27 protein-coding genes are annotated in these 23,938 nt (G+C 56.9%); 12 read left to right on the top strand and 15 right to left on the bottom strand.

The window, feature by feature from the left end:
- Positions 1-71: 71 nt before the first annotated feature.
- From H6G62_RS14790 to H6G62_RS14800, 3 genes are all read right to left on the bottom strand, one after another.
- Positions 72-374, bottom strand: a complete 303-nt coding sequence (locus H6G62_RS14790) for a EutN/CcmL family microcompartment protein (RefSeq protein WP_190496455.1) — start codon at positions 372-374, stop codon at positions 72-74.
- 7 nt (positions 375-381) lie between these two features.
- Positions 382-720: a carbon dioxide-concentrating mechanism protein CcmK gene (locus tag H6G62_RS14795; protein WP_080806052.1), complete on the bottom strand. Its 339-nt coding sequence runs from the start codon at positions 718-720 to the stop codon at positions 382-384.
- Between the two features lie 170 nt (positions 721-890).
- The gene (locus H6G62_RS14800; protein WP_190496457.1) at positions 891-1,199 is read right to left on the bottom strand and encodes a carbon dioxide-concentrating mechanism protein CcmK; all 309 of its coding nucleotides are present in this window, start codon (positions 1,197-1,199) and stop codon (positions 891-893) included.
- Between the two features lie 702 nt (positions 1,200-1,901).
- Between H6G62_RS14800 and H6G62_RS14805 the strand changes: the two genes are divergently transcribed.
- From H6G62_RS14805 to H6G62_RS14815, 3 genes are read left to right on the top strand one after another with little or no spacing between them, the layout of a single operon-like run.
- A complete protein-coding gene (locus H6G62_RS14805) occupies positions 1,902-3,737 on the top strand; it encodes an NAD(P)H-quinone oxidoreductase subunit F (protein WP_190496460.1) in 1,836 nt (611 codons plus the stop codon).
- A 2-nt stretch (positions 3,738-3,739) separates the two neighbouring features.
- Entirely contained in the window at positions 3,740-5,326 is a 1,587-nt protein-coding gene (locus H6G62_RS14810; RefSeq protein ID WP_190496462.1) for an NADH-quinone oxidoreductase subunit M, read from the top strand.
- Positions 5,327-5,381: 55 nt separating this feature from the next.
- Positions 5,382-6,515, top strand: coding sequence for a CO2 hydration protein (locus H6G62_RS14815; protein WP_190496464.1), 1,134 nt, complete (start codon positions 5,382-5,384; stop codon positions 6,513-6,515).
- Positions 6,516-6,618: 103 nt separating this feature from the next.
- On the opposite strand, the gene H6G62_RS14820 is transcribed toward H6G62_RS14815, so the two are convergent.
- The 4 genes from H6G62_RS14820 to psbN form a co-directional block, all read right to left on the bottom strand.
- Positions 6,619-7,593, bottom strand: a complete 975-nt coding sequence (locus tag H6G62_RS14820; RefSeq protein ID WP_190496466.1) for a PhoH family protein — start codon at positions 7,591-7,593, stop codon at positions 6,619-6,621.
- A 56-nt stretch (positions 7,594-7,649) separates the two neighbouring features.
- Positions 7,650-7,994 carry a KH domain-containing protein gene (locus H6G62_RS14825; RefSeq protein ID WP_190496468.1) on the bottom strand — a complete coding sequence of 115 codons (345 nt, stop codon included), beginning with the start codon at positions 7,992-7,994 and terminating at the stop codon, positions 7,650-7,652.
- A gap of 20 nt (positions 7,995-8,014) precedes the next feature.
- Positions 8,015-8,269, bottom strand: a complete 255-nt coding sequence (rpsP, locus tag H6G62_RS14830) for a 30S ribosomal protein S16 (protein WP_190496470.1) — start codon at positions 8,267-8,269, stop codon at positions 8,015-8,017.
- A 238-nt stretch (positions 8,270-8,507) separates the two neighbouring features.
- Positions 8,508-8,639 (bottom strand): photosystem II reaction center protein PsbN, encoded by a 132-nt coding sequence (psbN, locus tag H6G62_RS14835; protein ID WP_190496472.1) that lies wholly within the window; start codon positions 8,637-8,639, stop codon positions 8,508-8,510.
- A 75-nt stretch (positions 8,640-8,714) separates the two neighbouring features.
- On the opposite strand from psbN, the gene psbH reads away from it, so the two are divergent.
- From psbH to H6G62_RS14855, 4 genes are all read left to right on the top strand, one after another.
- Positions 8,715-8,918 carry a photosystem II reaction center protein PsbH gene (psbH, locus tag H6G62_RS14840; RefSeq protein WP_190496474.1) on the top strand — a complete coding sequence of 68 codons (204 nt, stop codon included), beginning with the start codon at positions 8,715-8,717 and terminating at the stop codon, positions 8,916-8,918.
- Positions 8,919-9,121: 203 nt separating this feature from the next.
- Positions 9,122-9,511, top strand: a complete 390-nt coding sequence (locus H6G62_RS28615; RefSeq protein ID WP_190496476.1) for a TatA/E family twin arginine-targeting protein translocase — start codon at positions 9,122-9,124, stop codon at positions 9,509-9,511.
- A 108-nt stretch (positions 9,512-9,619) separates the two neighbouring features.
- Positions 9,620-10,249 (top strand): aminoacyl-tRNA hydrolase, encoded by a 630-nt coding sequence (pth, locus tag H6G62_RS14850; protein WP_190496478.1) that lies wholly within the window; start codon positions 9,620-9,622, stop codon positions 10,247-10,249.
- Positions 10,250-10,440: 191 nt separating this feature from the next.
- On the top strand, positions 10,441-12,477 hold the full coding sequence (locus tag H6G62_RS14855; protein WP_190496480.1) for a DICT sensory domain-containing protein: 2,037 nt from the start codon (positions 10,441-10,443) through the stop codon (positions 12,475-12,477).
- Positions 12,478-12,483: 6 nt separating this feature from the next.
- Here H6G62_RS14855 and H6G62_RS14860 read toward each other — a convergent pair whose 3' ends face one another.
- On the bottom strand, positions 12,484-13,266 hold the full coding sequence (locus H6G62_RS14860) for a dienelactone hydrolase family protein (RefSeq protein ID WP_199324996.1): 783 nt from the start codon (positions 13,264-13,266) through the stop codon (positions 12,484-12,486).
- 146 nt (positions 13,267-13,412) lie between these two features.
- On the opposite strand from H6G62_RS14860, the gene H6G62_RS14865 reads away from it, so the two are divergent.
- The gene (locus H6G62_RS14865; RefSeq protein WP_190496483.1) at positions 13,413-13,568 is read left to right on the top strand and encodes a PCP reductase family protein; all 156 of its coding nucleotides are present in this window, start codon (positions 13,413-13,415) and stop codon (positions 13,566-13,568) included.
- Between the two features lie 164 nt (positions 13,569-13,732).
- On the opposite strand, the gene H6G62_RS14870 is transcribed toward H6G62_RS14865, so the two are convergent.
- On the bottom strand, positions 13,733-14,791 hold the full coding sequence (locus H6G62_RS14870; RefSeq protein ID WP_190496485.1) for an MraY family glycosyltransferase: 1,059 nt from the start codon (positions 14,789-14,791) through the stop codon (positions 13,733-13,735).
- Between the two features lie 393 nt (positions 14,792-15,184).
- Positions 15,185-16,468, bottom strand: coding sequence for a serine hydroxymethyltransferase (gene glyA, locus H6G62_RS14875; protein ID WP_190496487.1), 1,284 nt, complete (start codon positions 16,466-16,468; stop codon positions 15,185-15,187).
- A 503-nt stretch (positions 16,469-16,971) separates the two neighbouring features.
- Here glyA and crtB point away from each other — a divergent pair.
- Entirely contained in the window at positions 16,972-17,898 is a 927-nt protein-coding gene (crtB, locus tag H6G62_RS14880; protein WP_190496490.1) for a 15-cis-phytoene synthase CrtB, read from the top strand.
- Between the two features lie 115 nt (positions 17,899-18,013).
- Here crtB and H6G62_RS14885 read toward each other — a convergent pair whose 3' ends face one another.
- Entirely contained in the window at positions 18,014-18,877 is an 864-nt protein-coding gene (locus tag H6G62_RS14885; RefSeq protein ID WP_347239361.1) for a GDSL-type esterase/lipase family protein, read from the bottom strand.
- Positions 18,878-19,079: 202 nt separating this feature from the next.
- Between H6G62_RS14885 and H6G62_RS14890 the strand changes: the two genes are divergently transcribed.
- From H6G62_RS14890 to H6G62_RS14900, 3 genes are all read left to right on the top strand, one after another.
- Positions 19,080-21,074, top strand: coding sequence for an FAD-dependent oxidoreductase (locus H6G62_RS14890; RefSeq protein WP_199325001.1), 1,995 nt, complete (start codon positions 19,080-19,082; stop codon positions 21,072-21,074).
- A gap of 319 nt (positions 21,075-21,393) precedes the next feature.
- Complete coding sequence (locus H6G62_RS14895) at positions 21,394-21,657, top strand: hypothetical protein (RefSeq protein ID WP_190496492.1); 264 nt, start codon at positions 21,394-21,396, stop codon at positions 21,655-21,657.
- On the top strand, positions 21,654-21,860 hold the full coding sequence (locus tag H6G62_RS14900; protein WP_190496495.1) for a DUF2283 domain-containing protein: 207 nt from the start codon (positions 21,654-21,656) through the stop codon (positions 21,858-21,860). Before H6G62_RS14895 ends, H6G62_RS14900 begins: the two co-directional genes overlap by 4 nt.
- Here the strand turns inward: H6G62_RS14900 and H6G62_RS14905 are convergent.
- The 4 genes from H6G62_RS14905 to H6G62_RS14920 all read right to left on the bottom strand — a co-directional run.
- Complete coding sequence (locus H6G62_RS14905; RefSeq protein WP_242052041.1) at positions 21,827-22,186, bottom strand: hypothetical protein; 360 nt, start codon at positions 22,184-22,186, stop codon at positions 21,827-21,829. The two genes, H6G62_RS14900 and H6G62_RS14905, sit on opposite strands and share 34 nt — an antisense overlap.
- A gap of 214 nt (positions 22,187-22,400) precedes the next feature.
- Positions 22,401-23,114, bottom strand: a complete 714-nt coding sequence (locus H6G62_RS14910; RefSeq protein ID WP_190496497.1) for a twin-arginine translocation signal domain-containing protein — start codon at positions 23,112-23,114, stop codon at positions 22,401-22,403.
- Positions 23,111-23,632 (bottom strand): hypothetical protein, encoded by a 522-nt coding sequence (locus H6G62_RS14915; RefSeq protein ID WP_190496499.1) that lies wholly within the window; start codon positions 23,630-23,632, stop codon positions 23,111-23,113. The genes H6G62_RS14910 and H6G62_RS14915 overlap by 4 nt, the downstream gene beginning before the upstream one ends.
- Positions 23,622-23,938: transposase (locus tag H6G62_RS14920; protein ID WP_190496501.1), on the bottom strand; the 317-nt coding region annotated here is incomplete at its 5' end. The genes H6G62_RS14915 and H6G62_RS14920, both read right to left, overlap by 11 nt.

The following is a 23,938-nucleotide window of genomic DNA, read 5'->3' on the forward strand; positions in this document are numbered from 1 at the left end:
CATTAGCCCGGATAGGCAATGTCCAGAGCGGTTCCCCAACCCTGGACGGTGCCGTAGCCGCTTGGCTATCCCTAGCTGAAGTCGTGCCGTTTGTCGTAGAGGGCACCGCTATCGAGGCTCACCGTGTCTACAATGGCGATCACCGCTGCATCCACCGGACGCCCTTCATAGCCAGGATGTTGGCGGGCACCGCTGCCCTGGGTAATCAACACCCATTCGCCTGTGCCTGCGCCCACCACGTCTGCCGCCACGGTGTAATCCGGGAGTAGATCCCCCGTTTCGCTGATGAGCTGCACCAGCAAAAACTTTACCCCGCTGAGGCTAGGTTCTTTGCAGGTGCTAACCACCGTGCCACGCACCTTAGCCAAGAGCATGGCTTACCTATCTGCCGTAGGGACGAATGCCGCTGACGCTCTCACGGAACTGTTCCACCGCTTCGGTGTAGCGAATGGGCAGCACGAACTCTAGGTTTTCGTGGGGGCGGGCGATGATGTGGGTGGACAGCACTTGGCCACCGTTCACGCGCTTAACATTTTCAATACCAGCGGCCACAGAGGCTTGCACCTCAGACACGTCGCCGCGCACGATGACGGTGACACGACCGCTACCAATTTTTTCGTAGCCCACCAGGGTGACGCGAGCGGCCTTCACCATCGCATCAGCGGCTTCCACCACGGCGGGGAAACCCAGCGTTTCTACCATACCAACTGCAATTGCCATGCTTGTAAGCCCTTCCTTAAGCTTGTATTGTTTACTGGCTGTGTGCGTAACCTACGTAGTCCTGGGCCAAACACCTTTGGACACACGTTCATTTCAGAAGGAAAGCCGTTCACACCGTTCTGAACTGCCGTTACAGAACTGGGGCGAAGGCCCATCAAGCTAGTCTTGACCTAGCTTCGGAACTGCTCCACAGCCTCGGTGTAGCGAATGGGCAAGACAAACTCAAGGTTTTCGTGGGGACGAGCAATGATGTGGGTAGACAGCACTTCGCCACCGTTGACGCGCTTGGCGGATTCCACCCCAGCGGACACGGAAGCCTGTACTTCGGACACATCGCCGCGCACGATCACGGTCACGCGACCGCTACCAATTTTCTCGTAGCCCACCAGGGTTACACGGGCGGCTTTCACCATGGCGTCCGCCGCTTCCACGACAGCCGGAAAACCCAGGGTTTCAATCATTCCAACAGCAATTGGCATTGTCGTAATCTCCTTGTTAAATCTAGGTCTGACCTACCCATCCGTAGCTCAGCGATTTGCAGGCACGATAAGCAATCCCGAAATCACAAGAAACGGGACTTGTCCAGTGCGGTAAAGGCGAAAAGACCTGATTTCTCTTTGATGACAACCTAAGCATAGGTGTCGATTGACACTTTTGCAATATAAGCCTCAATGATTGTTGCTAATGTTGAGTATTATTAAACCTTATCCTCAAAACCTTGCAGGATGGGGGGTTGACGTCCATGGGTTAGGTGAGTCCTCACCACCATTACAGGTCTTCCGCTAACGCCAGTGGGGCATCCCAATCAGACCTAGAACGGCAACCATCGAGATTGCCATGTCAAAGAATTATCTTGCGTTTTGATTGACTGGAATCTATTGTCTGTGGCGTCAGGCGTTATCTCAGTGGGGCTTCCCGAATCGGGTAGGATGATGGCTAATAGGTGGTGGCGCAGTCCCTCTGTTCCCGTTTCACAACGGATCAGGTACTGGTGATCAAGGGGCTAAATCAGCCCTTCCAGTATGGCCCTATTTACATATCTTAATGGTGCAATGGCCGCGAATTCGTCAGGCTGGAAGGGATAGGTCTGCGGTGACGGCCACTTTTTCCAGATTGGCAGCAACGCTGGAAAAGGGTGGGTAGCCTGTCGCAGATTTTTTAGACGAGGTAGTGACAGACTTATGAACCAGATGTGGGTGGAGACCAGTTGGCTGCTGCCGATCTATGGGCTGCTGGGGGTGGTGTTGGCACTGCCGTGGTCGATGGGCTTTATCCGCCGCACTGGGCCAAGGCCAGCGGCCTACCTCAACATTGCCATGACGCTGTTGGCCTTTGTCCATGGCCTGTTGGTGTTTCAGGCCATTTGGAATCAGGGTTCCCAGGAATTGATTTTCTCCTGGTTCAAATTTGCCGACCTGCATTTGGAATTGGCCTTCGATATCTCGGTGCTGAACCTGGGAGCGCTGGAGCTGATTACCTTCCTCAGCCTGTTGGCCCAGGTTTTTGCCCTGGGATACATGGAAAAAGACTGGGCCTTGGCGCGGTTTTACTCGCTGATGGGCTTTTTTGAAGCGGCCATGAGCGGCCTAGTGCTGAGCGGGTCGCTGTTCGTCTCCTACTCGCTGCTGGAAATGCTGACCCTTTCGACCTACCTGTTGGTGGGCTTTTGGTATGCCCAGCCCTTGGTGGTGACGGCTGCCCGCGATGCCTTTTTGACCAAACGCATTGGCGATGTGCTACTGCTGATGGGGGTGGTAGCCCTGGCGGCAATGGCGGGCAGCCTGAACTTTAACGACCTCTACGGGTGGGTCAAAACCGAAAGCCTGTCGCCCCTGGTCGGGACGTTGCTGGGGCTGGCGCTGATTGCGGGGCCGATTGGCAAATGTGCCCAGTTTCCGCTGCACCTGTGGCTGGATGAGGCCATGGAAGGGCCAAACCCGGCGTCGATTCTGCGCAATTCCGTCGTTGTCACCTGCGGAGCCTACGTGCTAATCCGGCTGCAACCGATTGTGGTGCTGTCCCCGGTAACGCTGGGGGTGTTGATTGCCCTGGGCAGCATTACGGCCATCGGTGGATCCCTGGTGGCCCTGGCCCAGATTGACCTCAAGCGAACCCTGTCCTACTCCACCAGTGCTTATCTGGGCCTGGTCTTCGTGGCCGTTGGCACGGAATGGCCCGGTGTGGCGATTACCCTGCTGTTGACCCATGCGGTGGCCAAGGCGCTGCTGTTTATGGGGGTGGGCAGCATCATCACCACCACCACCAGCCAAAACCTGACGGAAATGGGGGGGCTGTGGTCACGGATGCCCGCCACCACTCTGGCCTTTGTGATTGGCTCCCTGGGCATGGTGGGAATTTTGCCCCTCGGTTGCTTCTGGGGGCTGCGGATGGGAGCGGATTTCCTCAGTCAAAGTTCGCCCCTGCTGGCCCTGGTCTTCCTTGTGGTGAACGGTTTAACGGCCTTAAATTTGACCCGTGTCTTCCGCCTAGTCTTTTTGGGGCAGGCCCAACCTAAAACTCGTCGTGCCCCAGAAGTTCCCTGGCCAATGGCCGTACCGATGGTGTCCCTGTCCATCGTGACGCTGCTGGTGCCCGTGATGATGGCCCGGATGTCGCTGTTGCCGCCTGTGGAGTATTGGAACCTGCCTGTGACATTGCTGCTGGTGGCCTTTGGGGTGTCAGGGGTTGCCCTGGGGTCGGTGATTCCTCTCTCCAAGTCGCTGTCCCGGTCGCGCAATCGTCCGGTGCGAATTCTGCAAGACCTGCTGGCCTACGATTTCTATACCGAACGGCTCTATGCCAACACCGTGGTCGCCGCCGTGGGTGGCCTGTCGCGATTCAGCAACTGGTTTGACCGCTACGTGGTGGATGGCCTGGTGAATGCCGTCGGTCTAGCCTCCCTCTTGGGCGGAGAAAGTTTGAAATATAGTGTGTCTGGCCAATCTCAACTGTATTTGTTCACCATCATGGCTGGTGTTGGCCTGATTGGCGTCTTCATGACCTGGAGCCTGTGGTAGCGATGCTGAGCGTACTGATTCTGATCCCGTTAGTTGGGGCTTTGGCGGTTATCCTCTGGCCCGGAAACATTACGGCCTTTACCGCCAAGCTAGTCAGCGGTCTCACCATTGGGTTGACGCTGCTGTGGGTCATCGTCCTGGCCACCCAGTTTGACATCGCCACACCGGGCTTTCAGTTCGAGGAACTGCTGCCCTGGGTGGAGCCGCTGGGGCTGAGCTATCGCTTGGGTCTGGATGGCCTTTCCTTGCCCCTGCTGGCGGTGAATAGCCTGCTGGGGATTGTGGCGATCTACATCAGCGATCCCCAGCTACATCGGCCTCGGCTGTACTACGCCCTGATTCTGCTGATCAACGGTGCGGTGGCGGGGGCATTCCTCTCGGCTAACCTGCTGCTGTTCTTTATCTTTTACGAATTAGAACTGATTCCCCTTTATCTGCTGATCGCCATTTGGGGCGGAGCCAGACGGGGCTATGCGGCCACCAAGTTTTTAATTTATACGGCCCTATCAGGAATTTTGATCCTAGGCGCATTTCTGGGCCTGGTTTGGCTGTCGGGCAACACCAGCTTCGACTACGACAGCGGTTTGGCCACGGCCCTGCCCCTGGCGCAGCAAATCATCTTGCTGGTGGCCCTGTTGATTGGCTTTGGCATCAAGGTGCCCCTGTTTCCCTTCCATACCTGGTTGCCCGATGCCCACGTCGAGGCTTCGACCCCAGTATCCGTACTGCTGGCGGGGGTGTTGTTGAAGCTGGGCACCTACGGCCTGGTGCGGTTTGGTCTGGGGCTATTCCCCGATGCCTGGATGGCCCTGGCTCCGGTGATGGCAACTTGGGCGGTGATCAGCGTGCTTTATGGATCCCTGGCAGCCATTGCCCAAACGGACATGAAGAAAATGGTGGCCTATAGCTCCATCGGCCACATGGGCTATGTGCTGCTGGCGGCGGCGGCGTCCACGCCCCTCAGCATTGTGGGCACCGTGTTCCAAATGGTAAGCCATGGGCTGATTTCGGGGCTGCTGTTTTTGCTAGTGGGGGTGGTCTATCACACGACGGGCACTCGCGATCTCACCGTGCTGCGGGGGCTGCTGAACCCCGAACGGGGCTTACCCTTCGTCGGTTCTCTGATGATTTTGGGGGTGATGGCCAGTGCGGGGATTCCCGGCATGGTGGGCTTTATCTCGGAATTCTTGGTGTTTCGCGGTAGTTTCCTGATTTTCCCGGTGCAAACGCTCCTGTGCATGGTGGGGTCAGGTCTCACGGCAGTGTACTTCCTGCTGCTGGTGAATCGGGCGTTCTTTGGGCGACTGGCGGTGTCCCTCCCCAGTGCCTCGCCCCAGTTGGATGTTGACCTACCTAGTGTGACCTGGCGCGACCGCCTTCCTGCCCTGGCCTTGGCCAGTATGATCATCGCCTTTGGCCTTCAGCCCAACTGGATGGCCCGCTGGAGCGAACACACTACCCTGGCCCTCCACGAGCCCTACCAAGGTTTTGTCCAGGCCAGCACCCTACGGTTAGCGCCCCTGAATGACTCCCTCGTTGCCGATACCCTGGTGCTGGATGCCCCGGTGATTTCCCCGCTGCTGTCCTGATCGTCAATTCCCCCCTTGCCCCCCTTGCCGATAGCCCTATCGAAACCTCGCAGCCATGACCAACACCCTCCCCAAACCCGCGTCGGTTCATCCCCTAGAGCCGTTTATCGACCGTCTGCTGTCGGCGGATGCGTTGTTGCCCGACTCGGAAACCAACGTGTTAGAGGTGGTGGGCATTCTGAAAAGCTATGGAGTGGTGCTGGATGCCTACTCGAAAAACCTAATCTACATTGCCGACCACCAGTTTTTGGTGCTATTTCCCTTCTTTAAATACTTCAATGGCGAGGTGTCCTTCGGCAAACTACTCAAGCACTGGTGGCACGACCGCATCAACTTTGAGTACGCCGAATACTGCATGAAGGCCATGCTCTGGCACGGCGGCGGCAAAATGGACGAGTTTTTGGATTCCCAGGCATTTCTCGATCTCTGCCGCCAAGCCACCACCGCCAAAACCAAGGCCAATCCCCTGGTGCGCAGTATCAACGCGGTCTTCCCCGATTTCCTGACCGAGCAGGTGCGCCAACTCGCCTACTACAGCGCCCTGGGTCAATTTTGGCGGGTGATGAGCGATCTGTTCATCGACCTCTCCGATGCCTACGATGCCGGGACGGTGAAAACCATCCCCGAAGTGGTCGCCTTTATTAAAGCGGGCCTGGTTGCCGCCGCCAGCAATCCCATCACCTACAACGTCGAAATTAACGGCCAAACCTACGACCTCCTGCCCAAGTCGGCGGGGCTAACCTTTTTGATGGATGTGGCGGTGCCCTACGTGGAGGCCGTCTTCTTTCGGGGTGCGCCGTTTTTGGGTACGGTCTCCTACAACGCCCAGGCCGACCAAATCCCCGCTGAGCAAAGCCGCTTCCAGTACGGTGCCCTCTACGCCGACCCCATCCCCGTGGGCGGTGCAGGCATTCCCCCGACGCTGCTGATGCAGGACATGCGCCATTTTCTGCCAGACTATTTGACCGAATTCTATCTAGCCCACGGTCGCGGCCTAGACGATGTGCGGGTGAAGATTTGCCAAAGCTTCCAAAAGTCGATGTTCTGCGTCACCAGCGCCTCTCTGCAAGGGCTACTCCCCCACGCCGCCGACACCACCGACCCCCAAGAACAGGTCAACAACCGCACCTTTCTAGCCGCCTGGATGGATCGCCTGATCACCTCACGCCTGGATGTAGTGCAGCTTTAAGGTCATCGACAACGTCCAGAGCAACAGGTTTTAACCAGCTTTCTAGGGAAGAGGATATACCCCGTTCCCATCGCCGATTCGCCCTGATTCTGACCAGATCCGATTAGCTGGAGCGCTTAGCTTTTTGGGCGTCGTAGGTTTCGTAGGCGGCGACGATGCGCTGAACGAGGGGATGGCGCACCACATCGCTTTGGCCAAGTTTGCAAAAGGCAATCCCCTCTACCCGCTGGAGGATCTGCTGAGCTACGGACAGCCCAGAGGCTTGGTAATCGGGTAGATCGGTTTGGGTGGTATCCCCCGTCACCACCATACGGGAGTGGAACCCTAGGCGGGTCAGCACCATTTTCATTTGGGCGGGGGTGGTATTTTGGGCCTCGTCTAAAATCACGAAGGCATTGCTGAGGGTGCGTCCTCGCATGTAGGCCAAGGGAGCCACCTCAATAATGCCCCGCTCCATCAGGTTGGCAATTTTTTCGGGATCGACCAGTTCATGGAGGGCATCGTAGAGGGGCCGCAGGTAGGGGTTCACCTTTTGCTGAAGATCCCCCGGCAAAAAGCCCAGCCGTTCCCCAGCTTCCACCGCCGGACGGGTGAGAATCAGGCGCTCAAATTCGTTGTTGAGCAATGCCTGCACCCCAACCAGGGTGGCTAAAAAGGTTTTACCCGTCCCGGCTGGCCCCGCACAAAAAATGAGGTCGTGGCTACGCAGGGCTTTGATGTACTGTTTTTGGCGAAAGGTTTTAGCCCGCACGACTTCGCCCCGGCGGGTACGAGCCACCACATCTTGGTGAATGGCCTGAAGTTCCTCCACCTGGTTGGTGTCGAGGGCATGACAGGCCGTCATAATGTCGGCACTAGTCACCGTTTGCCCTTGGCCCCAGATCGGCTCCAGGGCTTCCACCAAACGACGTGCCCGTTCTGCCGTGGCTTCGGTGCCTGAAATCAGCAGCTCTTGACCTCGCAGCACCAAGGTTGCGCCTGTCTGCTGGGTCAACAGTTTAAAGTTTTCACCTCGGTAGCCGGAGAGTGCAATGGCCCCATCGGGCCGAGGAATTTCAATCCGAACGGTGGAGGTCATGACCACAGCATGAAACGGCAAAAAGCCACAAACCCCATCGGGTAAGGCCGATGTAACTAGGATTTGTGGCGTAGCTGAGGTTTTGGCTTTTGGGCGGGTTTCCGGGGAGGATGGCTACCGCGATGAGGGGTAGCTCCCTCCTGTTCCGATGCCCCGAAGACATCAAAATAAGCTGACCAGCCCCAAAGTGCTGCCGTGGCCCGCACCACGTTGCGAATCGCCTGGATGTTTCGTCCCCCTCGGCCAAAGACTTTGCCGCGCTCATCGCCGCTAAAGGCAACCCGAATCCAGACCTTAGCCTGCACAGCATTTTGCTCACAGTCAATGCGCAACGCTTCAGGAGCGTCTAGAAAGGGCTCTACCAAGAACTTGACCAGACCGGAAAAGTCGGGACTACTCATGCTGTCGATCCGATACGGGACTAGGCTTGAGCCTTCAGTTGCTCAAAAACGTTAGCCTTTTCGAGGATGTGTTTCACGGTTTTGGTGGGCTGTGCTCCCTGCTGCAAGCGGCGCACAATACCGGGCACATCCAGACGGGTTTCGTCGGTGCGGGGATTGTAGAAGCCCAGTTCCTCTAGGGGGCGACCATCGCGGCGGGCATCGCTGTTGATGGCGACGATGCGGTAGCTAGCTTCTCTTTTTTTGCCAAAACGCTTCAGGCGGAGCTTAATCATAGGACAAGGGCAGCAAAATTTTAGGAGTGAAAACAGGTGGCCTTGAAGGCCGCTATGCCAAGCACAGGTTACCTATCATAGCACCGAACCGTGCTCCCTTCCCCAACGAATCGCTAAAAACCGAACCACTTAAGCGGGGTGACGGCCTGTCGTAGCTAGAGCGGTTGGGGCTAGAGGCTTTGTAGCCGAGGCCCATTGCGGAATCCCTCGTCTAGCCAAGCTCCATGGCCTACCGTTTTTAGTCTTCGTGTTCATCGAAGGGATCGGCCAGTTGCTTGGAGGGGGGGCCAAAGGAGAGATAGACGGCAAACCCCGTGACGGCGACCAACACCGCTGCGACGGAAATAATAAGAACTGTTGCGGGTTCCATAAACTTTATGAGAGGTAGAAACCTCTCCATCATATAATATTACGAACTATTAAAGTATTGATAGCGGAAGGATCCATGGCACAACGGACTTGGTTGGGAGATGTTCTCAAGCCCCTCAATTCTGAGTATGGGAAAGTAGCCCCTGGCTGGGGCACCACACCCCTGATGGGGGTTTTCATTGGACTCTTTTTCGTCTTCTTGCTGATTATTCTCCAGCTCTACAACTCCTCCATCATCCTCGATAGCTTCGACGTTGATTGGCGCAGCATCGGCATGTAGGGTGGTTGGCCTAGGGCGAAACTGTTCAACCTAACCCCTTGGGCTAGTGCGGATGTTGTCCGAGCTAGCCCTTTTTCGATGGCTGGTGTTCAGAATTGGGGCAGCGTTATTAGGAACAGCAACGGCGGATTACGATGGTTGCCCCGGCATAATGGGGAAAGACCGATGGTTGTGGTTTACCCGGTGCGGGTAGGAGTTGGTGTATGAATGTGTTTGGTGTTGGCCTACCGGAGATGGCCGTGATTTTGGTCTTGGCCCTGCTGGTGTTTGGCCCCAAAAAACTGCCGGAGATTGGCCGTAGCCTGGGGAAGGCCATTAAGGGGTTCCAGGACGCCTCTAAGGAATTTGAGGAGGAATTTAAAAAGGAAGCCCAGCAGATCGAGAAGGTCGTCACCAGCCCCATGAAGGCTACCCTGGATCCCCAGCCCTCGAAGGTGTTATCTCCCCAGGAGAAGCCAGCGGAAATTGTGGTGGACGCTGAACCAGCGGTGGTAGCCCAGGCGGCAGTGGAGGACTCTCCCGCTGAGACCAGTCTTCACGAAGAGACTCTCAAGGGCGAGAATGGCACTGCTGGCAACTCCCCGGCCCAGTAATTGACCCCTTTCCGGGGAATGGCACCTTCGTCTGCCCGGTAGGTTTACCGCTAGGGACAACAAGCGCCGACCCCACCCATCCCATCTGTGTGATCTTGCGAACGCGCTATGACTGATGCCGCTGTGACCCCAGAGCGTCTGCCGATTAGCCTGATTGTGGGGCTAGGCAACCCTGGCCCCAAATATGCAGGCACCCGCCACAACATTGGCTTTGAGGTGGTGGATCGCCTCTCCAAGCGATGGGCGATTCCCCTCAAGGAGGAGCGTCGTTTTCAGGGAGAATACGGGGCTGGCATCGGCCTCCATCGCCAGAAAATCCATCTGCTCAAGCCGCTCACCTACATGAACCGTTCGGGACAGTCGATGCGGGCGGTGCTGGATTGGGTGAAGATCACCCCTGGTGCCGTGTTGGTGGTGTATGACGATATGGATCTACCTGTGGGAAAACTGCGGCTGCGGCTGGCGGGGTCGGCGGGGGGGCACAATGGCATGAAATCGGCCATTGCCCATCTCAAAACCCAGGATTTTTGTCGGTTACGCATTGGCATTGGTGCCGCCCGCACCGAGGCCGAACGGGATCAGGCGGTGGTGTCCCATGTGTTGGGCAATTTCTCGAAGGCGGAGCGGCAGGTTATGGATGAGGTGGTGGATGTGGCCGTGCGGGCACTGGAAAAAAGCCTAACCGATGGGGTTGAGAAGGCGATGAGTCTTTACAACAGCGTGACGGTAGGGGGCTAATCGCCATGCCACGGTGGCTCGTCAATCCCCACCGTGGCTATACCTTGGCGAAAGGTTACAAAGTGCTAAGGCCATGTCGTCAACTGGTAGGCTAGGGTGAAGTAATGCTGCGAAAGCAGTCATCGCAAGGGGTTGACTTTGCCTGCGCACCCCTAGGGCGAGATTGCAATGACGGTTCTCTGGCTTGAACTATGAGCAATTCCACATCTGTCGTGGAAGAATTGTTAACGGCAATTCCCCAGCTTAGACCTAGACTCTACTTCAAGACATCCCTAACCGCCCTGTCCCACGCCATGGAAGACCATATTTTGGCCGGTGTGGGCGGGGCTCTCGTCGTCGCTAGCTTTCAGCAGGAGCGGTTTTACCTACAAGAGGCCAGCCGCTATCTGCGCATCGCAGATCTGAGTGATCAGATCTATGTGTTGTCGGCAGCGGGCACCAGCTTCACTAGCCGATCTGAAAACTACGAAACCATCGCCTTCGAGGCCGAGGATGCCCTGGTTCATGAATGGCATTTAGTGGTGATCAGCGACAACTACCAAGCCTGTTTGATCTGCCGTGAGCGCCCCGCCCACGACGATTCTGAGCAATCTTCCCTCGATCAAAACCGTCGCTTTGAGGGGATTTGGACTCAGGATCCCTACGTGACCCAGCGGTCGGCGGACATTTTGCTGGATCGCATTGCCCAATATCGACCCGACATTCTGAACAAGGTGCAGTCGGCTAAGGCCCGTTACCTCTTCCCCGCCGCTATGCCCTCAGAACGGCTAGATGGCAAGGGTAACCCCGATCCCTTTACCCAGCGGTTGGTGACCTATCTGCAGGCGGGGCAGTACAAGCTGCTGAAGGCCTACAAAGCCATCGCGGCCCAAGAGCAGCGGGAACGTCTGGTAAATTCCATTACTTCGGTGATTCGGCAGTCTCTCAATGCCACGGAAATCTTTGAAAAAGCGGCCTCGGAACTGGGGCAAGCCTTGAACGTGTGTCGCTGCCTCATCTACCCCTGTGCCGCCACCGACGCCACCGCGACCATTGAGTATGAGCATCGCCAGCCCACGGTGGAGTCGCTGTTGGGGGAAACCTGGCCCCTAGCCACCAGTCCCCTCTTCGACTACGTACAGGATACGAAGGACATTGTCGCTATCCCCGACACCCACGATCCAGAGTCCCCCTTCCGCTACGAATTGGATGCCATTCGGCTGCTGCTGGATCGGTGGCGGATTCAGTCTTGGCTGATGGCCCCCCTCACCTACCAGGGCCGACTGGTGGGGATGATTGAGCTCCATCACTGTCAGGCCAACCCCTACGAATGGACGGAGGACGACAAGGAGTTGGTCGATGCCATTGCCGCTCAGCTTAGTGTGGCCATCATTCAGGCTGAAGCCTACGCCAACCTGCAAGACCTCAACCGTCAGCTCGAAGCCCTAGATTTGACTCGCGCCAACCTGATCGCCATCACCGGACACGAACTGCGCACCCCCCTGTCTACCATTCAGGTTTGCCTAGAGAGCCTGTCTACGGAGCCGGATATGCCTGCTGAACTACGCCAGGTGATGATTCAGGCCGCTCTAGAAGATGCGGAACGGATGCGTAAACTGGTGCAGGATTTCCTGACGCTCTCGAAACTAGAAAGCGGACGGGTGGAGTGGAATATGGAAGCCCTCTCGATCCAGGAATGCGTTGATCTGGCCCTCAGCAGTGTGAACGCCCACAACACGGGTGCCCCGGTGTCCAACATTAAGGTAAAAATTCCTAAGTCTGCGCCCCTGGTGCGGGCGGATGGAGAATGGCTGGTGGAGGTGCTGGTGAAGTTGCTCGATAACGCGAGTAAGTTTACCCCCGCTGGTGGCAGAATTACCATCCAGGTGACCCGATCCAGTCCCACCCACCTCCAGGTCACCATCGCTGACACCGGACGAGGCATTGAACCCAGTCGCCTCGATGCGGTGTTTGATCGGTTCTACCAAGAGGAAGGAGCCCTCCGTCGTACCACTGGCGGCACCGGGCTAGGGTTGGCCATGTGCCGCCAGATTGTTGAGGGACTCGGCGGCACCATCTGGGCCGACTCGGAGGGCAAGAATAAGGGTAGCCAGTTCCATTTCACGGTGCCCATCGCCCAGGGTAAGGGCGATAGCCGCAGCCGTAATTCCCTCGGTAACCGTCATCCCCAGCGAACGGGGCAACCCGCCACGCTTCCTGGCAACCCCTCTGTTTTGCTGGATGATTAACCCTCCCTAGTCGATGGTTTCGCCCAGGAACGTGAGCAGCGCCCGCCAGGATTTGCGGTCGGCCCGCCCATCGTAGCGATCCCCCGCTGTCCACACGGTGAAGGCATGGTCTACGCCGCCGTAGATTTCCATGTCAAAGTCCACATCGGCGGCATCCATTTCAGCGGCCAGTTGGGCCACGTCGGCCATGGGGGCCACGGGGTCGTCGGAGCCATGTAGAATCAGCACTCGGCCCTGGGTTTGGCGATAGTCTTGGCCTGCGGGGGTTTCAAAGCTGCCGTGGAAGGAGACAAAACCGTCCAAGTCCATCCCCGCACGGGCCATTTCTAGCACCGCTGCACCGCCAAAGCAGTAGCCAATTGCCACCACCCGATCCCCATCTACGCCCATCCTCTGCTGGGCCTCGGCCAAACCTGCCGCGAGACGTGCCCGCATGGTGGCTCGGTCGGCGTAGAGCTTACCGCTTTCGGCTTGGGATTCCTCAGTATTGCGAGGCCGTACCCCTTGACCGTAGAGATCCACCGCAAAGGTGGCATAGCCCTGTTCCGCCAGCATTTGGGCACGGCGCATTTCGTAGCTATCCAGCCCGTTCCAATCATGCACCAGCAGCACCAGGGGTTGGTTGTTGCCAAAGCCTGGGTTAATCGCAAAGTAACCCTCGTAGGGCTGGCCATCGATGGTGTAGACCACAGGTTCCTGCATGATATCGGCCCGAACGACTTGGCCAATCCCCAGTACCATCCCCAAGGCCAGCACCGCCGCCAGGGCCATCAGTCCTAATTTTTTCATGTCCATTTCCTCCTAACCATCGGTCAACCCGTTGCCAAGGCATCGCCTGACCCTGGTATCGTAAAGAAGTTTGAATCAAAGTGCAAAAAAATCGCCGTGTTGGCTGGCACGGCGCGACCACGGCCCGGTTGAGGAGAGGAATCACAATGGATTGGACTGCTGAAGCTGAAGCTCGTCTGAAGGAAATCCCCTTTTTTGTACGTCCCGCTGCCCGCAAGAAAATCGAGAAATTTGCCCAAGATCAGGGCATCACCCAAATTACCGAAGCAACCTACGAAGCCGCCAAAAAACAATTTGGCTGATCCTTCTCTTCGGGACAACCCATCCCCTGCTTCCCCACACCGGGACGACCCATCACCATAGGGTGGGCACGGCCTACCCTAAACCTACGCCGCTCAACGTGGGAACAGGTGGATCTGTTCGATAGGGGAATATAGGTCTAATTCGTCGTCAATTCTTCCAGGCCTTACCGGGCCTGCTGACGTAGCCGCCATCCGGTATAGCTAAGCAGGGCGGTGGCTCCTAGGGCGTAGGCCACACCGCTCGGGATGCCCGCAAAGGCTAAGGCAAGGCTACCGGCCCAGAGAGTAAGGACGTAAATAAATAGAACGGTGACTCGGTGAGACAATCCGGCCTTGAGAAGACGGTGGTGGAGGTGGCGCTTGTCGGCAATGAAGGGGGAGTTGCCGGAACGCAGGCGATCCAAAATCACCGCAGACATATCGAGGATGGGTACCGCCAAAATCAGGTAGGGCAGCAACACAGCGGCGGTGGTGACGGTTTTTACGAGCCCGATAATGCCCACTCCGGCCAGGGTAAAGCCCATAAAGTAGGCTCCACCATCGCCCATAAAAATTTTGGCGGGATTGAAGTTATAGCGTAGAAAACCCAGGGCACCTCCGGCTAGGGCGGCGGCAATCAGAGCAGCGGCGGGTTGCCCCATAAACAGGCACACCACCATCATGACCATAGCCGCAATGCCAGACACCCCAGCAGCCAAGCCGTCCAGGCCGTCGATCCAGTTGATGGCGTTGGCCATGCCCACCAACCAGAAGATGGTGACGGGCAGACTAATCCAGTCTGGTAGGGGAACCAGGCCGTAGGTCGGAATGGTTAAAAAATCGATGCTGACACCAACATGCCAGGCAATGGTGGCTACGAGGGCTTGCATAATCAGACGGCTGATGGGGGATAGGCCAAACAGATCGTCCATCAAGCCAATCAGGAAAAAGGCCAAGCCACCAACGGTAACACCCCAAATTTGAAACTCCTGGGGCGGAGCCAGGTATTGGCCGCTGCCGTCCAAGAAGCCCCCCGTGGCCCAGGCTAGGATCAGAGCGGTGAAGGTGCCGAGGAAAATCGATACGCCGCCCAGTCTCACCATGGGCTGGTTATGGACCTTGCGCCCCCCCGGCAAATCTACCCGACCACTTTTCAAGCCAATGCGACGAACAATAGGCGTTGTTAACAGCACAACGGCCATGGAGACCACAAAGGCCAGAAAGTGATACAGATAAAACGGCATCTGAACTCCTCAGGAAGGAAACCTAACAGCGCCAACGAGAGTCTGATTGAATCAAGGGCAGAGCAGCGTTTGGTGAGCGTTACCGGGCCTTAACAATGGCCGGACAATTTTTGTTGACGTGATCGGCTAGGTCAGGGCGTAACCAAGCAGTCAACGCCTAGGAGTAACGCCCAAGGGTGAGACTCAGGAAAGGGACAAAAGCCGAGAACCTAGGAACTTGACTCAGCCCATAGGATAGTTCGACTTTGGCCAGACAAACCAAACTCCATGGAGATTATGACAGATCATGAAGGCTAAACGGAGTCCATTCTGTCATTACCCCATGGCGTTTGGTCCTAGGGGAGCGACCATTCGCCCCTAACGTGCGCCCCTAGATGGGAGAGATTTTCGGATCTACACCAGGGCCGGAACCCGACCGCCCAGGTGAGGATAGAGGGGGAAGCGTTCGCACAGGGCCGACACCCGATCCCGACACTGGCTTTCCATGGCCGTATCCTCTGGATTCAATAGACGATCCGCAATGATGTCGGCGATGGTGGCGAACTCGTCGCTGCCCAGGCCACGGGTGGTCATGGCGGGGGAACCCAGGCGTAGACCACTGGTGACAAAGGGAGATTCGGGATCGTAGGGCACCGTGTTCTTGTTGGCGGTGATGTTGACGGTGCTGACTAGCTGGTCGGCCCGCTTGCCAGTCATGGCGATGGAGCGCAGATCCACCAGCACCAGGTGGTTATCGGTGCCGTTGGAAACCACTTTGAATCCACGAGTTTGCAGTTGAGAGGCCAAGCGCTGGGCGTTTTCAATCACCTGGGCAGAGTAGGTCTTAAACTCAGGCCGCAGGGCTTCCCCAAAGGCCACGGCCTTGGCGGCGATGACATGCTCTAGGGGGCCGCCCTGGGTGCCGGGGAATACCGCTTTGTCAAACTTCTTGCCCAGTTCGGCATCGCGGGTGAGGATCAGTCCGCCACGGGGGCCACGCAGGGTTTTGTGGGTGGTGGTGGTGACCACATCGCAGTGGGGCACGGGGTTGGGGTGCAGCCCAGCAGCGACCAATCCAGCAATGTGGGCAATGTCCGCCATTAGATACGCGCCCACTTCGTCGGCGATGGCGCGGAAGGCTTGGAAATCAATGGTGCGAGGATAGGCGGAATAACCACAGATGATCAGCTTGGGCCGATGCTCTAGGGCCAGGGCGCGAATGCTGTCAAAGTCGAGCTGCTCGGTGTCGCGGCTAACGCCGTACTGCACCACCTTGAACCACTTACCCGACACATTCACAGGGGACCCGTGGGTAAGGTGCCCACCGTGGGACAAATCCATGCCCATGATGGTGTCGCCGGGATTCAGCAGGGCCAGGAACACCGCAAAGTTAGCCTGGGCACCGGAGTGGGGCTGCACGTTGGCGTGGGCGGCTCCGAAGAGTTCCTTCACGCGGTCGATGGCCAGTTGCTCGGCCTCGTCCACAAAGGTGCAGCCGCCGTAGTAGCGCTTGTTGGGCAACCCTTCCGCGTATTTGTTGGTGAGCACCGACCCCTGGGCCGCCATCACCGCCGCCGAGGTGAAGTTTTCGCTGGCGATCAGTTCCAGATGATCCCGCTGGCGTTGCAGTTCGCGCTGCACAATGGTGGCCAACAATGGATCGGATTGAACAAGCAAATCAAAGTTAGTTTCAGGCACGAGTTGGGCTCCCCGCAAGCATCGAGATGGACAGGCGATCCGCACCAGCTCGGTTCCGGTTATGTCCCGGAGTAGGGACTCGCCTAGGAGAGTGGGCCGTTGATTTTAGGGCAACCCAGACCCCAGGGTCATTGCCAAAACCAAGCCAGAACCGAGTGAGTGCGGCTTTCTATTCTATCCGGGCTGGCCCAACTTTGGGACGAGGCCACCGCCGAGGTCGCCCTAGCCAAATCGGATTTTTCGACATATGTTACGGATTGCAACATATAATCAACACAACTAGCCCCCGTGTCTCGTATAGACGCTTGTATCGATGCCACAGCCCGTTGCCTGTTGCAGCATTTCCCCTCCCTGGCTATGTCCATCGCGAAATGCCGTGTAATCTGGGTCGCCTTGGGCCAATCCTAACTGTTTTTCCCATGTTGGGTGCAGTTATGAGAGGCTAGTTAAGCAGATACACCTGTGGTCGGTTTGAGATTTACCTTCTCCAGATTGGGACATTGATGCTGCAACTGACTGATTCTCCCCCACGCCCATCCCTCTCCTCCATCGAGGAAGCCTACGAGCTTTGTCGTCAAGTCACGGCAAAATACTCAAAGACCTTCTACATGGGCACCCTGCTAATGGCCCCCGCCAAGCGCCGCGCTATTTGGGCTATTTACCTGTGGTGCCGGAGAACCGATGAGCTGGTGGATGGCCCCCAAGCCCAGTTCACCAACGAGAAAACCCTCGACCGCTGGGAAGCCCAACTGGAATCGGTGTTTGCAGGTTGTCCCGTCGATGACGAAGACGTGGCCCTGGTGGATACCCTAGAGAAGTTCCCCCTCGATATCCAGCCCTTCCGGGATATGATTGCGGGCCAACGTATGGACTTGCACCGCAACCGCTACGAGACCTTCCAGGACTTAGAACTCTACTGCTACCGGGTGGCGGGCACCGTGGGCCTGATGTCTACCACGGTGATGGGTATCGATACAGAACTCTACACCGCCCCCTGGCACCCCAAAGAACCCATTGACCCCACCCCCCAGGCGGTAGCCCTCGGCATTGCCAACCAGCTCACCAACATTCTGCGGGACGTGGGGGAAGATGCCCGCCGAGGCCGAATTTATCTCCCGCTAGAGGATTTAGCCCAGTTCCACTACACCGAAGCCGACCTGATGGCTGGGGTGGTGGATGACCGCTGGCGCGCCCTGATGGCCTTTGAGATCGACCGCGCCCGCCACTACTACGCCGAAGCCGAAGCCGGAATTCGCCTGCTCAGCCCCGATGCCCGCTGGCCCGTGTGGGCGGCGTTGGATCTGTATCGCCAAATTCTGGACGTGATCGAAGAGAACGGCTACGACGTGTTTACTCGGCGGGCCTACGTGCCTTCCCCTCGCAAGCTGGTGACCTTACCGGGTGCGCTGCTGAAAGCACGGGTTCTTTAGCGGATTCCAATCACCCCCAGGTGACCCATGGGTGAACGACATGACTTCACGTCATGCTTCCCCTACACAGTCTTTGCAGAGCCTACCCTATCCTAGGGGGCTAGGGGCAAAGAGCTTAGGGACGATAGTCGGTTTCGTTGTAGAGGGCGAGGGCGCTGCGCCAAACCAGGTAGCCGTTGGCATTGAGGTGGAGGCCATCGGTAGTGAGGTCGGGGCGGAGGTAACCTTCGCCGTTGACAAAGAGCGGGTAGAGATCGAGGTATTCCACGCCAGATTCGGCAGCGACTTGCTTGAGTTGGGCATTCACGGCCACAATGCGTTCGGGGGGCAGGGCCAGGAGCCGTTCCCGCCCTTCCCAGGTAGCCGCTGGGCCTCCATGGGGCAGGATGGACTGAACCACAATTCTGGCCTGGGGATGTTGGGTGTGTAGATGGTTGACGATGGCCCGCAGATTGTTGACTAGGGTTGCCTCGTCGCCGCCCCAGATGAGATCGTTGATGCCGATCATAATAAAGGCGGATTCTACCGGGTTGGGGTCGATCAGGGAGAGGCGATGGAGCAGGCCGCTGGAATTTTCCCCGGAAATGGCTTGGTTGAGCCAGGTTCTGCGCCCCGGTAGCAGGGCGGGGGGAAACCATAGGGAGATGGAGTCGCCCAGCAGCACGGTTTGTCTGGGCAGATCGGCCAAGGCGGCGGCGTTGGCTTCGGCTTCGAGCAGGGCCACCCATTGTTGGTAGTCGAGGGTACGGCGATCTCCGAGGGTGGGCGGAGCCACGGGGGCAGATTGGCCCTCGGCGGCAAAGGCATTAGCTGCCGACAACCCCGCATTAGGAGGACGATTAACTTGCCGCAAGAGCACCAGCACCGTGAGGAACAGCAGCCCATTGAGTACCAGGGACAGCATCACCCACAGGGGGACTTCCCCCAGCCGACGCAGGGCTGAGGTCAAGGGAGAAGGAGGGGAGGAGGGTGAAGCCACTGCGTTAGGCCATTAGCATAGGGAACCACAATCACCGGGGGAAGGCCGAGGCCAGACAGATGCCCCAAAGCCCTAACCCCCGTGGCCCAAATTTTAAGCCCAAATTAGATAGGCATCTAGCCCGGTCGGAAAGTTCCTGCGTCGTCTTTGAATTTCGTTGTTACCCTTAAGCGAAATCCTGAGTTTTGTTGCCCTTTGGCCCATGCTGGAACGTCGTCGGTATCGTTCTCTTCCCCTCAAGCGCAGACGCGCCCAGCGCCGCATGACCCGGCTATCGGGGCTGGTAATGGGGGCGGTATTGGGGAGCAGTGTACTGCTGGCGGCATTTCGCACCGTGAGCGGTTCCTGGCGGGGGCCGATGGTGATGGCCCAGCGTCCGGTGGGGCAGGTGGTGAACCGGGCCGAGGTGGCCCAGGGAATTCGCCAAATTCAGACCGCCAACGGGCGTCCGGTGCTGAACCCTCTGCCCATTGCCGAGGAAGTGTGGACCTGCGAGGTGGTAGTGATTGGCGGCACCCTGGGCGGGGTAGCGGCGGCTTCCCACGCCATGAAAACCGGGGCCACCACCTGCATGATTGAACTCACCCCCTGGTTGGGCGGGCAGATCAGCTCCCAGGGGGTGTCGGCCATTGATGAATCGCGGGCCATGCGCTGGCGGCGGAATTTTTCCCCCAGTTGGGAGGCCTTTAAAACGCTCATTCGCCGACAGCCTGTACATTTGCCTGCCTGGACGGGGCTGGGCAGTCCGCAATCGGTGGCGGCGGTGAATAGCTGCTGGGTGGGAGAACTGTGCTTTTCCCCCAGGGCGGGGGCCACGGCGGCGGAAATGTGGCTGCGGCAGGCGGTGCAGAGTGCGCCAGAAAGCCGTTGGGCCACCTCTACGGCCTTTAAAGGAGCGGCCTTTGATGCGTCGGGGCGGGTGGTAACGGCGGTCTATGGGGTGCGACGGATTCCCCTCGATCCCAACTATGTCCCCACCGGAAGGCTCTCCCGCGAGCTTTCGGAATGGTATAGCTGGTCGGACAGCGATATTTACAACAAAATTCCCGTGCGCCTGCAACCACCCCCCGGTGGCCGCATGGTGGTGATTGACGCCACCGACACCGGGGAACTGGTGGGCTGGGCCAACCTGCCCCACCGCACGGGTTCCGATGCCCAGTCCTTCACTGGGGAAGTGAACGCGCCCCCCCGCGAAAACCCGGAATGCACCCAAGCCTACACCTATCCCTTCGTGCTGGCTACGCTGGATGATGGCAAGGCCAGCCTGAAGGAACTGCAAAAAATCGAGCCCGCCTTCACCAAGGAAGAGCACTGGCAGGAGTTTGACCTAGAGGGGTTCCCCTTTTTCAACAGCAGCAGCGTATTTAACTATCGCCGCATCGTCAGCCATGCCACCGATAGCGGCAATGTCAACGTCACCCGACCGGGGGAAATGACGCTGATTAACTGGAACAAGGGCAACGACTGGCACTTTATGGATCCGCCCCTGGTGTTGACCGAAGAGGATATTCGCCTCACTGGGCAAAAGCAGGACTGGATGGGTGGGCTGTCGGTGGAATCCCTCAACTATGGCGAAATTCACGCCCTGATGTTTGCGGAATGGCTGATTGACCGAGAAACCACCGACAAACTGCCCCTCACCTTCTTGATGGGCAAAGACTCACCCCTGGGCACCCAGTCGGGCCTGAGCATGGTGCCCTACATTCGCGAGGGTCGCCGTATTTTGGGCCGTCCCGCCTATGGCCAAGACAGCTTTATGGCCGTGGAAGCCGATCTGCGCGAAGACATGACCGGGGGCCGAGACTTTAGCCCCACCGCCGTGGCCCTCGCCCACTACGACATCGACATCCACGGCTGCCGCTACCGTGACTGGAGACCTTCCTACGAAGCCGCCGCCGCCAGCATTAAGGAATTTGTGGTGCGGCCCCTGCAAATTCCCCTGGAAGCCATCGTGCCCCAGGGCGTAGACAACGTGCTGATTGGCGGTAAGAGTATGGCCGTCAGCCACATCGTCAACGGCGTCACCCGCGTCCACTACGGTGAATGGAGCATTGGTGGGGCCGCTGGGGCCACCGCTGGCTGGCTGCTGCGGGAGGGCAAACCCGCCGATCTCACCCCGGCCCAGATTGTGGTCACAGGCCAAATGCCAGCCCTGCAAGCCTTCCTCGTCTCCCAAGGTCTCCGCTTCACCTGGTAGCCCGCCCCGCCCGACGCCCCCTGCCTAGCTGCATCGCCGGAGAGCGCCACTGCCCACCGGAATTTTGCGCCGGAGTCTGGGGCTACGAAGACCTCCTAGACCGCCGCAACGACCCCGAAGACCCCGACTATGCCAAACTCTGGGAACAAACTGGCTACGACTTTGACCCCGAAAAATTCAACCTAGAGGCCGCCAACCAGCGCTTACTAGCCATCGCCACTCCCCCCTGATGAGGGGGTGAAATCTCCTGAGACCATACAATACATCTACCCTATAGACAGCCTCACCCGGTTCCGCTGCCTAGGGCGAATGTAGGATAATGGTCAAAACGACAGACTACTTCGAGGATTTTGCTCGTCACAAGCACCCTGAAGTTCAGCGGGAGTGGATCGAGCGTGTTTTAGCGAACCCGGTCAAGACGGAACAACAAGAAAATCGCCGGATTTCCTACTGGGGAAACATTGTTGAAGCCAATAACCGTGTGCTACGGGTGATCACGCTAGACGATGGTGAAACGGTTCATAACGCATTTTTTGATCGCAATTTCTATCGACGACAACAGCGAGGTGAAGAACCTAGATGAAAATCCGGTACTTTCCAGAAACAGACACCTTAGCCATTGAGCTAACCAGTAAGCCCGTGGTAACAACCGACGCGATTACCGACGATCTCATTCTGGATTACGACAATGAAGGAAAAGTTGTCGCCATCACCCTAGATAACTATTCCCACAATGTCGATGTGCTTGACCTTCAGGCGTTTGGGGTATCTTTGGCCCCTGCATGATCGTGGAGTAATGATTCTCCCTCTACCCAGGCCCGAAAGCGCGAACCGTGGCGGATGGGATGAACATTCTCAAGATACAGGTTGCGAATGGTGCGATTTACAAAACCGAGATAGTCGTCGATTTCTTCGTAGCGGTCGAACTCGGCGATTTCTTCTGGAGTGAGGGTTGCCTCGGATTGTTTTTGCAGCAAGGTCTCAATGCGATGCTGAAGGGCTTGGGATGCCCTAAAGATAGGGATTCCCTCTTCAACCACAATGCTGACAGCCCCTTCAATGGAGAGAGAAGCCGGAAGACTTTGTAAGGATGGCGGAACCAGAATTGTCATCGCTATTCTCCTAGTGATTTCCTTTGTAGCCCAGATCCCAGGGTTCTACCCCGCTGTGCCCCATAATTGATCGCCAAAACACCAAAGAACCCTGGGATCTTAGCCCAATGATTCCCCTTCCACCAAGCCCCGAAAGCGTGAACCGTGGCGGATGGAGGCAAAGTCGGTGTCGGTAGCTTTCCCGCTGATTCCCTGATTCTGGACGAGTATTAGATCAAGCGAACTCCACCCGAATTCGAGGTATCCGAACCATGCGATGGGCATTGATGGTGACATCAATGGTGCCAAAACCGCCCAATCGAGGTTCAACCGCGTTGTAGTAAATGCGAGTGCCTGTATCTGAGAACGTATTCGGGTAAATAATCGATCCCCCTGAACTCCAAGTCCTCCAGTCGGCTAGCTGAATGCCCCCTCTAGGACGCGGCAAAATAGCCGCCTGAACATCAGAAGGAGAAAGATTCTCGTGTTGCTTGAGGTATTCAGCCGCCACAGCCATCCCAATGGGGCCAGGGCCAGCAAAAGCCGACATCGTAGCTTGGCCATTGTTCATACGCGGAAAAGCCAGCCCCACACTGTTGCCCAGAGGTTCCTCACGAAATGCACCCACAATGTAGGTCTGCCCCGGCCTAGTGCTTTCAGCGATATTGATATCGGTAAAGGATCGCCGAACAAATTCTCTCTGGGCAAGTTGTGCTTCTAAGCGTGAGTCAAACCATTCTTGCCTTTGACGCCCCACCCTAGAACCCGACCCAAGCGCGGCAAGGGCTAACCCACCTAACGCCATACTCATCAAGCTAGGTGCAGCAACTGTCTTGAGAAAGAAAAGAAAAATAATCGCTTTAGCCTCTGGCGGTTTTAATGCACCTAAACTAACCGTAAAGGCACAAGCACCAACCGAGCTAAACGTAATAAAATCTCTGCGCTTCATGGCTCTAGAATTTCCTCAAAAAAGTAAATAGATGAGCAGGCTCGTCCTCCTGAATAATAGGCACTCGTCGTTCTTGTACACGTAGCTTCAAGAGCTAGACTTCTTGTATTTGAGACGTCAATAATCCAAGTGATTTGATCTCCCGGTCTGACATCCCTATAGCCACTAAACTGACCATCTCTATAGATTGACAAACGTGAAACAGCTCCATCCCTTGCGTATCGGCTGCTGTCTGGAACCCCAAAAGATAATGTTAGCCTTCTATATTGAGAAGACTCGTTAGATGATGCCAGCCTAAAGATTATTTGAGTAGGATCTCTTTGATCAATTATTGATCTGAAACTATCTCCTCCGCTACTACCTATGTGGGCAAATGCCTCAAATATTTCAAGGCCGACTGCAATATCTCCACTAAAGGAACGATAACGACCTTGGATTTCTTGTTTTGGCATTTCAGACAGAGAAGCTGTACCAGCGGGTCTACGTTGGGCATAAGCTGATATGCATTTAAATTGCATTGACTGTGTTTCCTTTGTTTTTGATCTTGCGATCCCAGTTGATGACAAGCTGCCCTTCGTTCAATAGGTTATGAACAAGCGCTTCTAAATCCTCAATCGACTCAAATAGACGATTGGCAATGAATTCCTTTGCAGAGTGCCAAACTAACTCGATTAAATTATAGTCCGGACTGTAGGGTGGCAGAAATTCTAAAACAATGTTGGGCATCTCCTTCGCTATCTTCTCTAGAATCTCTGCCTTTTTATGAATACTTGCATTGTCTAAAATGATAAGAATCTTAGGGCCATCCTGCTCAAAGTCTTCAA

The organism is Phormidium sp. FACHB-1136 (genome assembly GCF_014697375.1).
GTDB lineage: Bacteria > Cyanobacteriota > Cyanobacteriia > Phormidesmidales > Phormidesmidaceae > Nodosilinea.

What these genes read in the sequence shown, in the direction of transcription:
- H6G62_RS14915 (WP_190496499.1), bottom strand. Translation starts at nt 23,632, where the DNA reads ATGCAATTTAAATGCATATCAGCTTATGCCCAACGTAGACCCGCTGGT.
- H6G62_RS14805 (WP_190496460.1), top strand. Translation starts at nt 1,902, where the DNA reads ATGAACCAGATGTGGGTGGAGACCAGTTGGCTGCTGCCGATCTATGGG.
- H6G62_RS14905 (WP_242052041.1), bottom strand. Translation starts at nt 22,186, where the DNA reads ATGACAATTCTGGTTCCGCCATCCTTACAAAGTCTTCCGGCTTCTCTC.
- psbH (WP_190496474.1), top strand. Translation starts at nt 8,715, where the DNA reads ATGGCACAACGGACTTGGTTGGGAGATGTTCTCAAGCCCCTCAATTCT.
- H6G62_RS14895 (WP_190496492.1), top strand. Translation starts at nt 21,394, where the DNA reads ATGGTCAAAACGACAGACTACTTCGAGGATTTTGCTCGTCACAAGCAC.
- H6G62_RS14865 (WP_190496483.1), top strand. Translation starts at nt 13,413, where the DNA reads ATGGATTGGACTGCTGAAGCTGAAGCTCGTCTGAAGGAAATCCCCTTT.
- pth (WP_190496478.1), top strand. Translation starts at nt 9,620, where the DNA reads ATGACTGATGCCGCTGTGACCCCAGAGCGTCTGCCGATTAGCCTGATT.
- H6G62_RS14860 (WP_199324996.1), bottom strand. Translation starts at nt 13,266, where the DNA reads ATGAAAAAATTAGGACTGATGGCCCTGGCGGCGGTGCTGGCCTTGGGG.
- H6G62_RS14910 (WP_190496497.1), bottom strand. Translation starts at nt 23,114, where the DNA reads ATGAAGCGCAGAGATTTTATTACGTTTAGCTCGGTTGGTGCTTGTGCC.
- H6G62_RS14795 (WP_080806052.1), bottom strand. Translation starts at nt 720, where the DNA reads ATGGCAATTGCAGTTGGTATGGTAGAAACGCTGGGTTTCCCCGCCGTG.
- H6G62_RS14900 (WP_190496495.1), top strand. Translation starts at nt 21,654, where the DNA reads ATGAAAATCCGGTACTTTCCAGAAACAGACACCTTAGCCATTGAGCTA.
- H6G62_RS14825 (WP_190496468.1), bottom strand. Translation starts at nt 7,994, where the DNA reads ATGAGTAGTCCCGACTTTTCCGGTCTGGTCAAGTTCTTGGTAGAGCCC.
- H6G62_RS14815 (WP_190496464.1), top strand. Translation starts at nt 5,382, where the DNA reads ATGACCAACACCCTCCCCAAACCCGCGTCGGTTCATCCCCTAGAGCCG.
- rpsP (WP_190496470.1), bottom strand. Translation starts at nt 8,269, where the DNA reads ATGATTAAGCTCCGCCTGAAGCGTTTTGGCAAAAAAAGAGAAGCTAGC.
- H6G62_RS14890 (WP_199325001.1), top strand. Translation starts at nt 19,080, where the DNA reads ATGCTGGAACGTCGTCGGTATCGTTCTCTTCCCCTCAAGCGCAGACGC.
- H6G62_RS14870 (WP_190496485.1), bottom strand. Translation starts at nt 14,791, where the DNA reads ATGCCGTTTTATCTGTATCACTTTCTGGCCTTTGTGGTCTCCATGGCC.
- psbN (WP_190496472.1), bottom strand. Translation starts at nt 8,639, where the DNA reads ATGGAACCCGCAACAGTTCTTATTATTTCCGTCGCAGCGGTGTTGGTC.
- H6G62_RS14810 (WP_190496462.1), top strand. Translation starts at nt 3,740, where the DNA reads ATGCTGAGCGTACTGATTCTGATCCCGTTAGTTGGGGCTTTGGCGGTT.
- H6G62_RS14855 (WP_190496480.1), top strand. Translation starts at nt 10,441, where the DNA reads ATGAGCAATTCCACATCTGTCGTGGAAGAATTGTTAACGGCAATTCCC.
- H6G62_RS14820 (WP_190496466.1), bottom strand. Translation starts at nt 7,593, where the DNA reads ATGACCTCCACCGTTCGGATTGAAATTCCTCGGCCCGATGGGGCCATT.
- H6G62_RS14790 (WP_190496455.1), bottom strand. Translation starts at nt 374, where the DNA reads ATGCTCTTGGCTAAGGTGCGTGGCACGGTGGTTAGCACCTGCAAAGAA.
- crtB (WP_190496490.1), top strand. Translation starts at nt 16,972, where the DNA reads ATGCTGCAACTGACTGATTCTCCCCCACGCCCATCCCTCTCCTCCATC.
- H6G62_RS28615 (WP_190496476.1), top strand. Translation starts at nt 9,122, where the DNA reads ATGAATGTGTTTGGTGTTGGCCTACCGGAGATGGCCGTGATTTTGGTC.
- H6G62_RS14800 (WP_190496457.1), bottom strand. Translation starts at nt 1,199, where the DNA reads ATGCCAATTGCTGTTGGAATGATTGAAACCCTGGGTTTTCCGGCTGTC.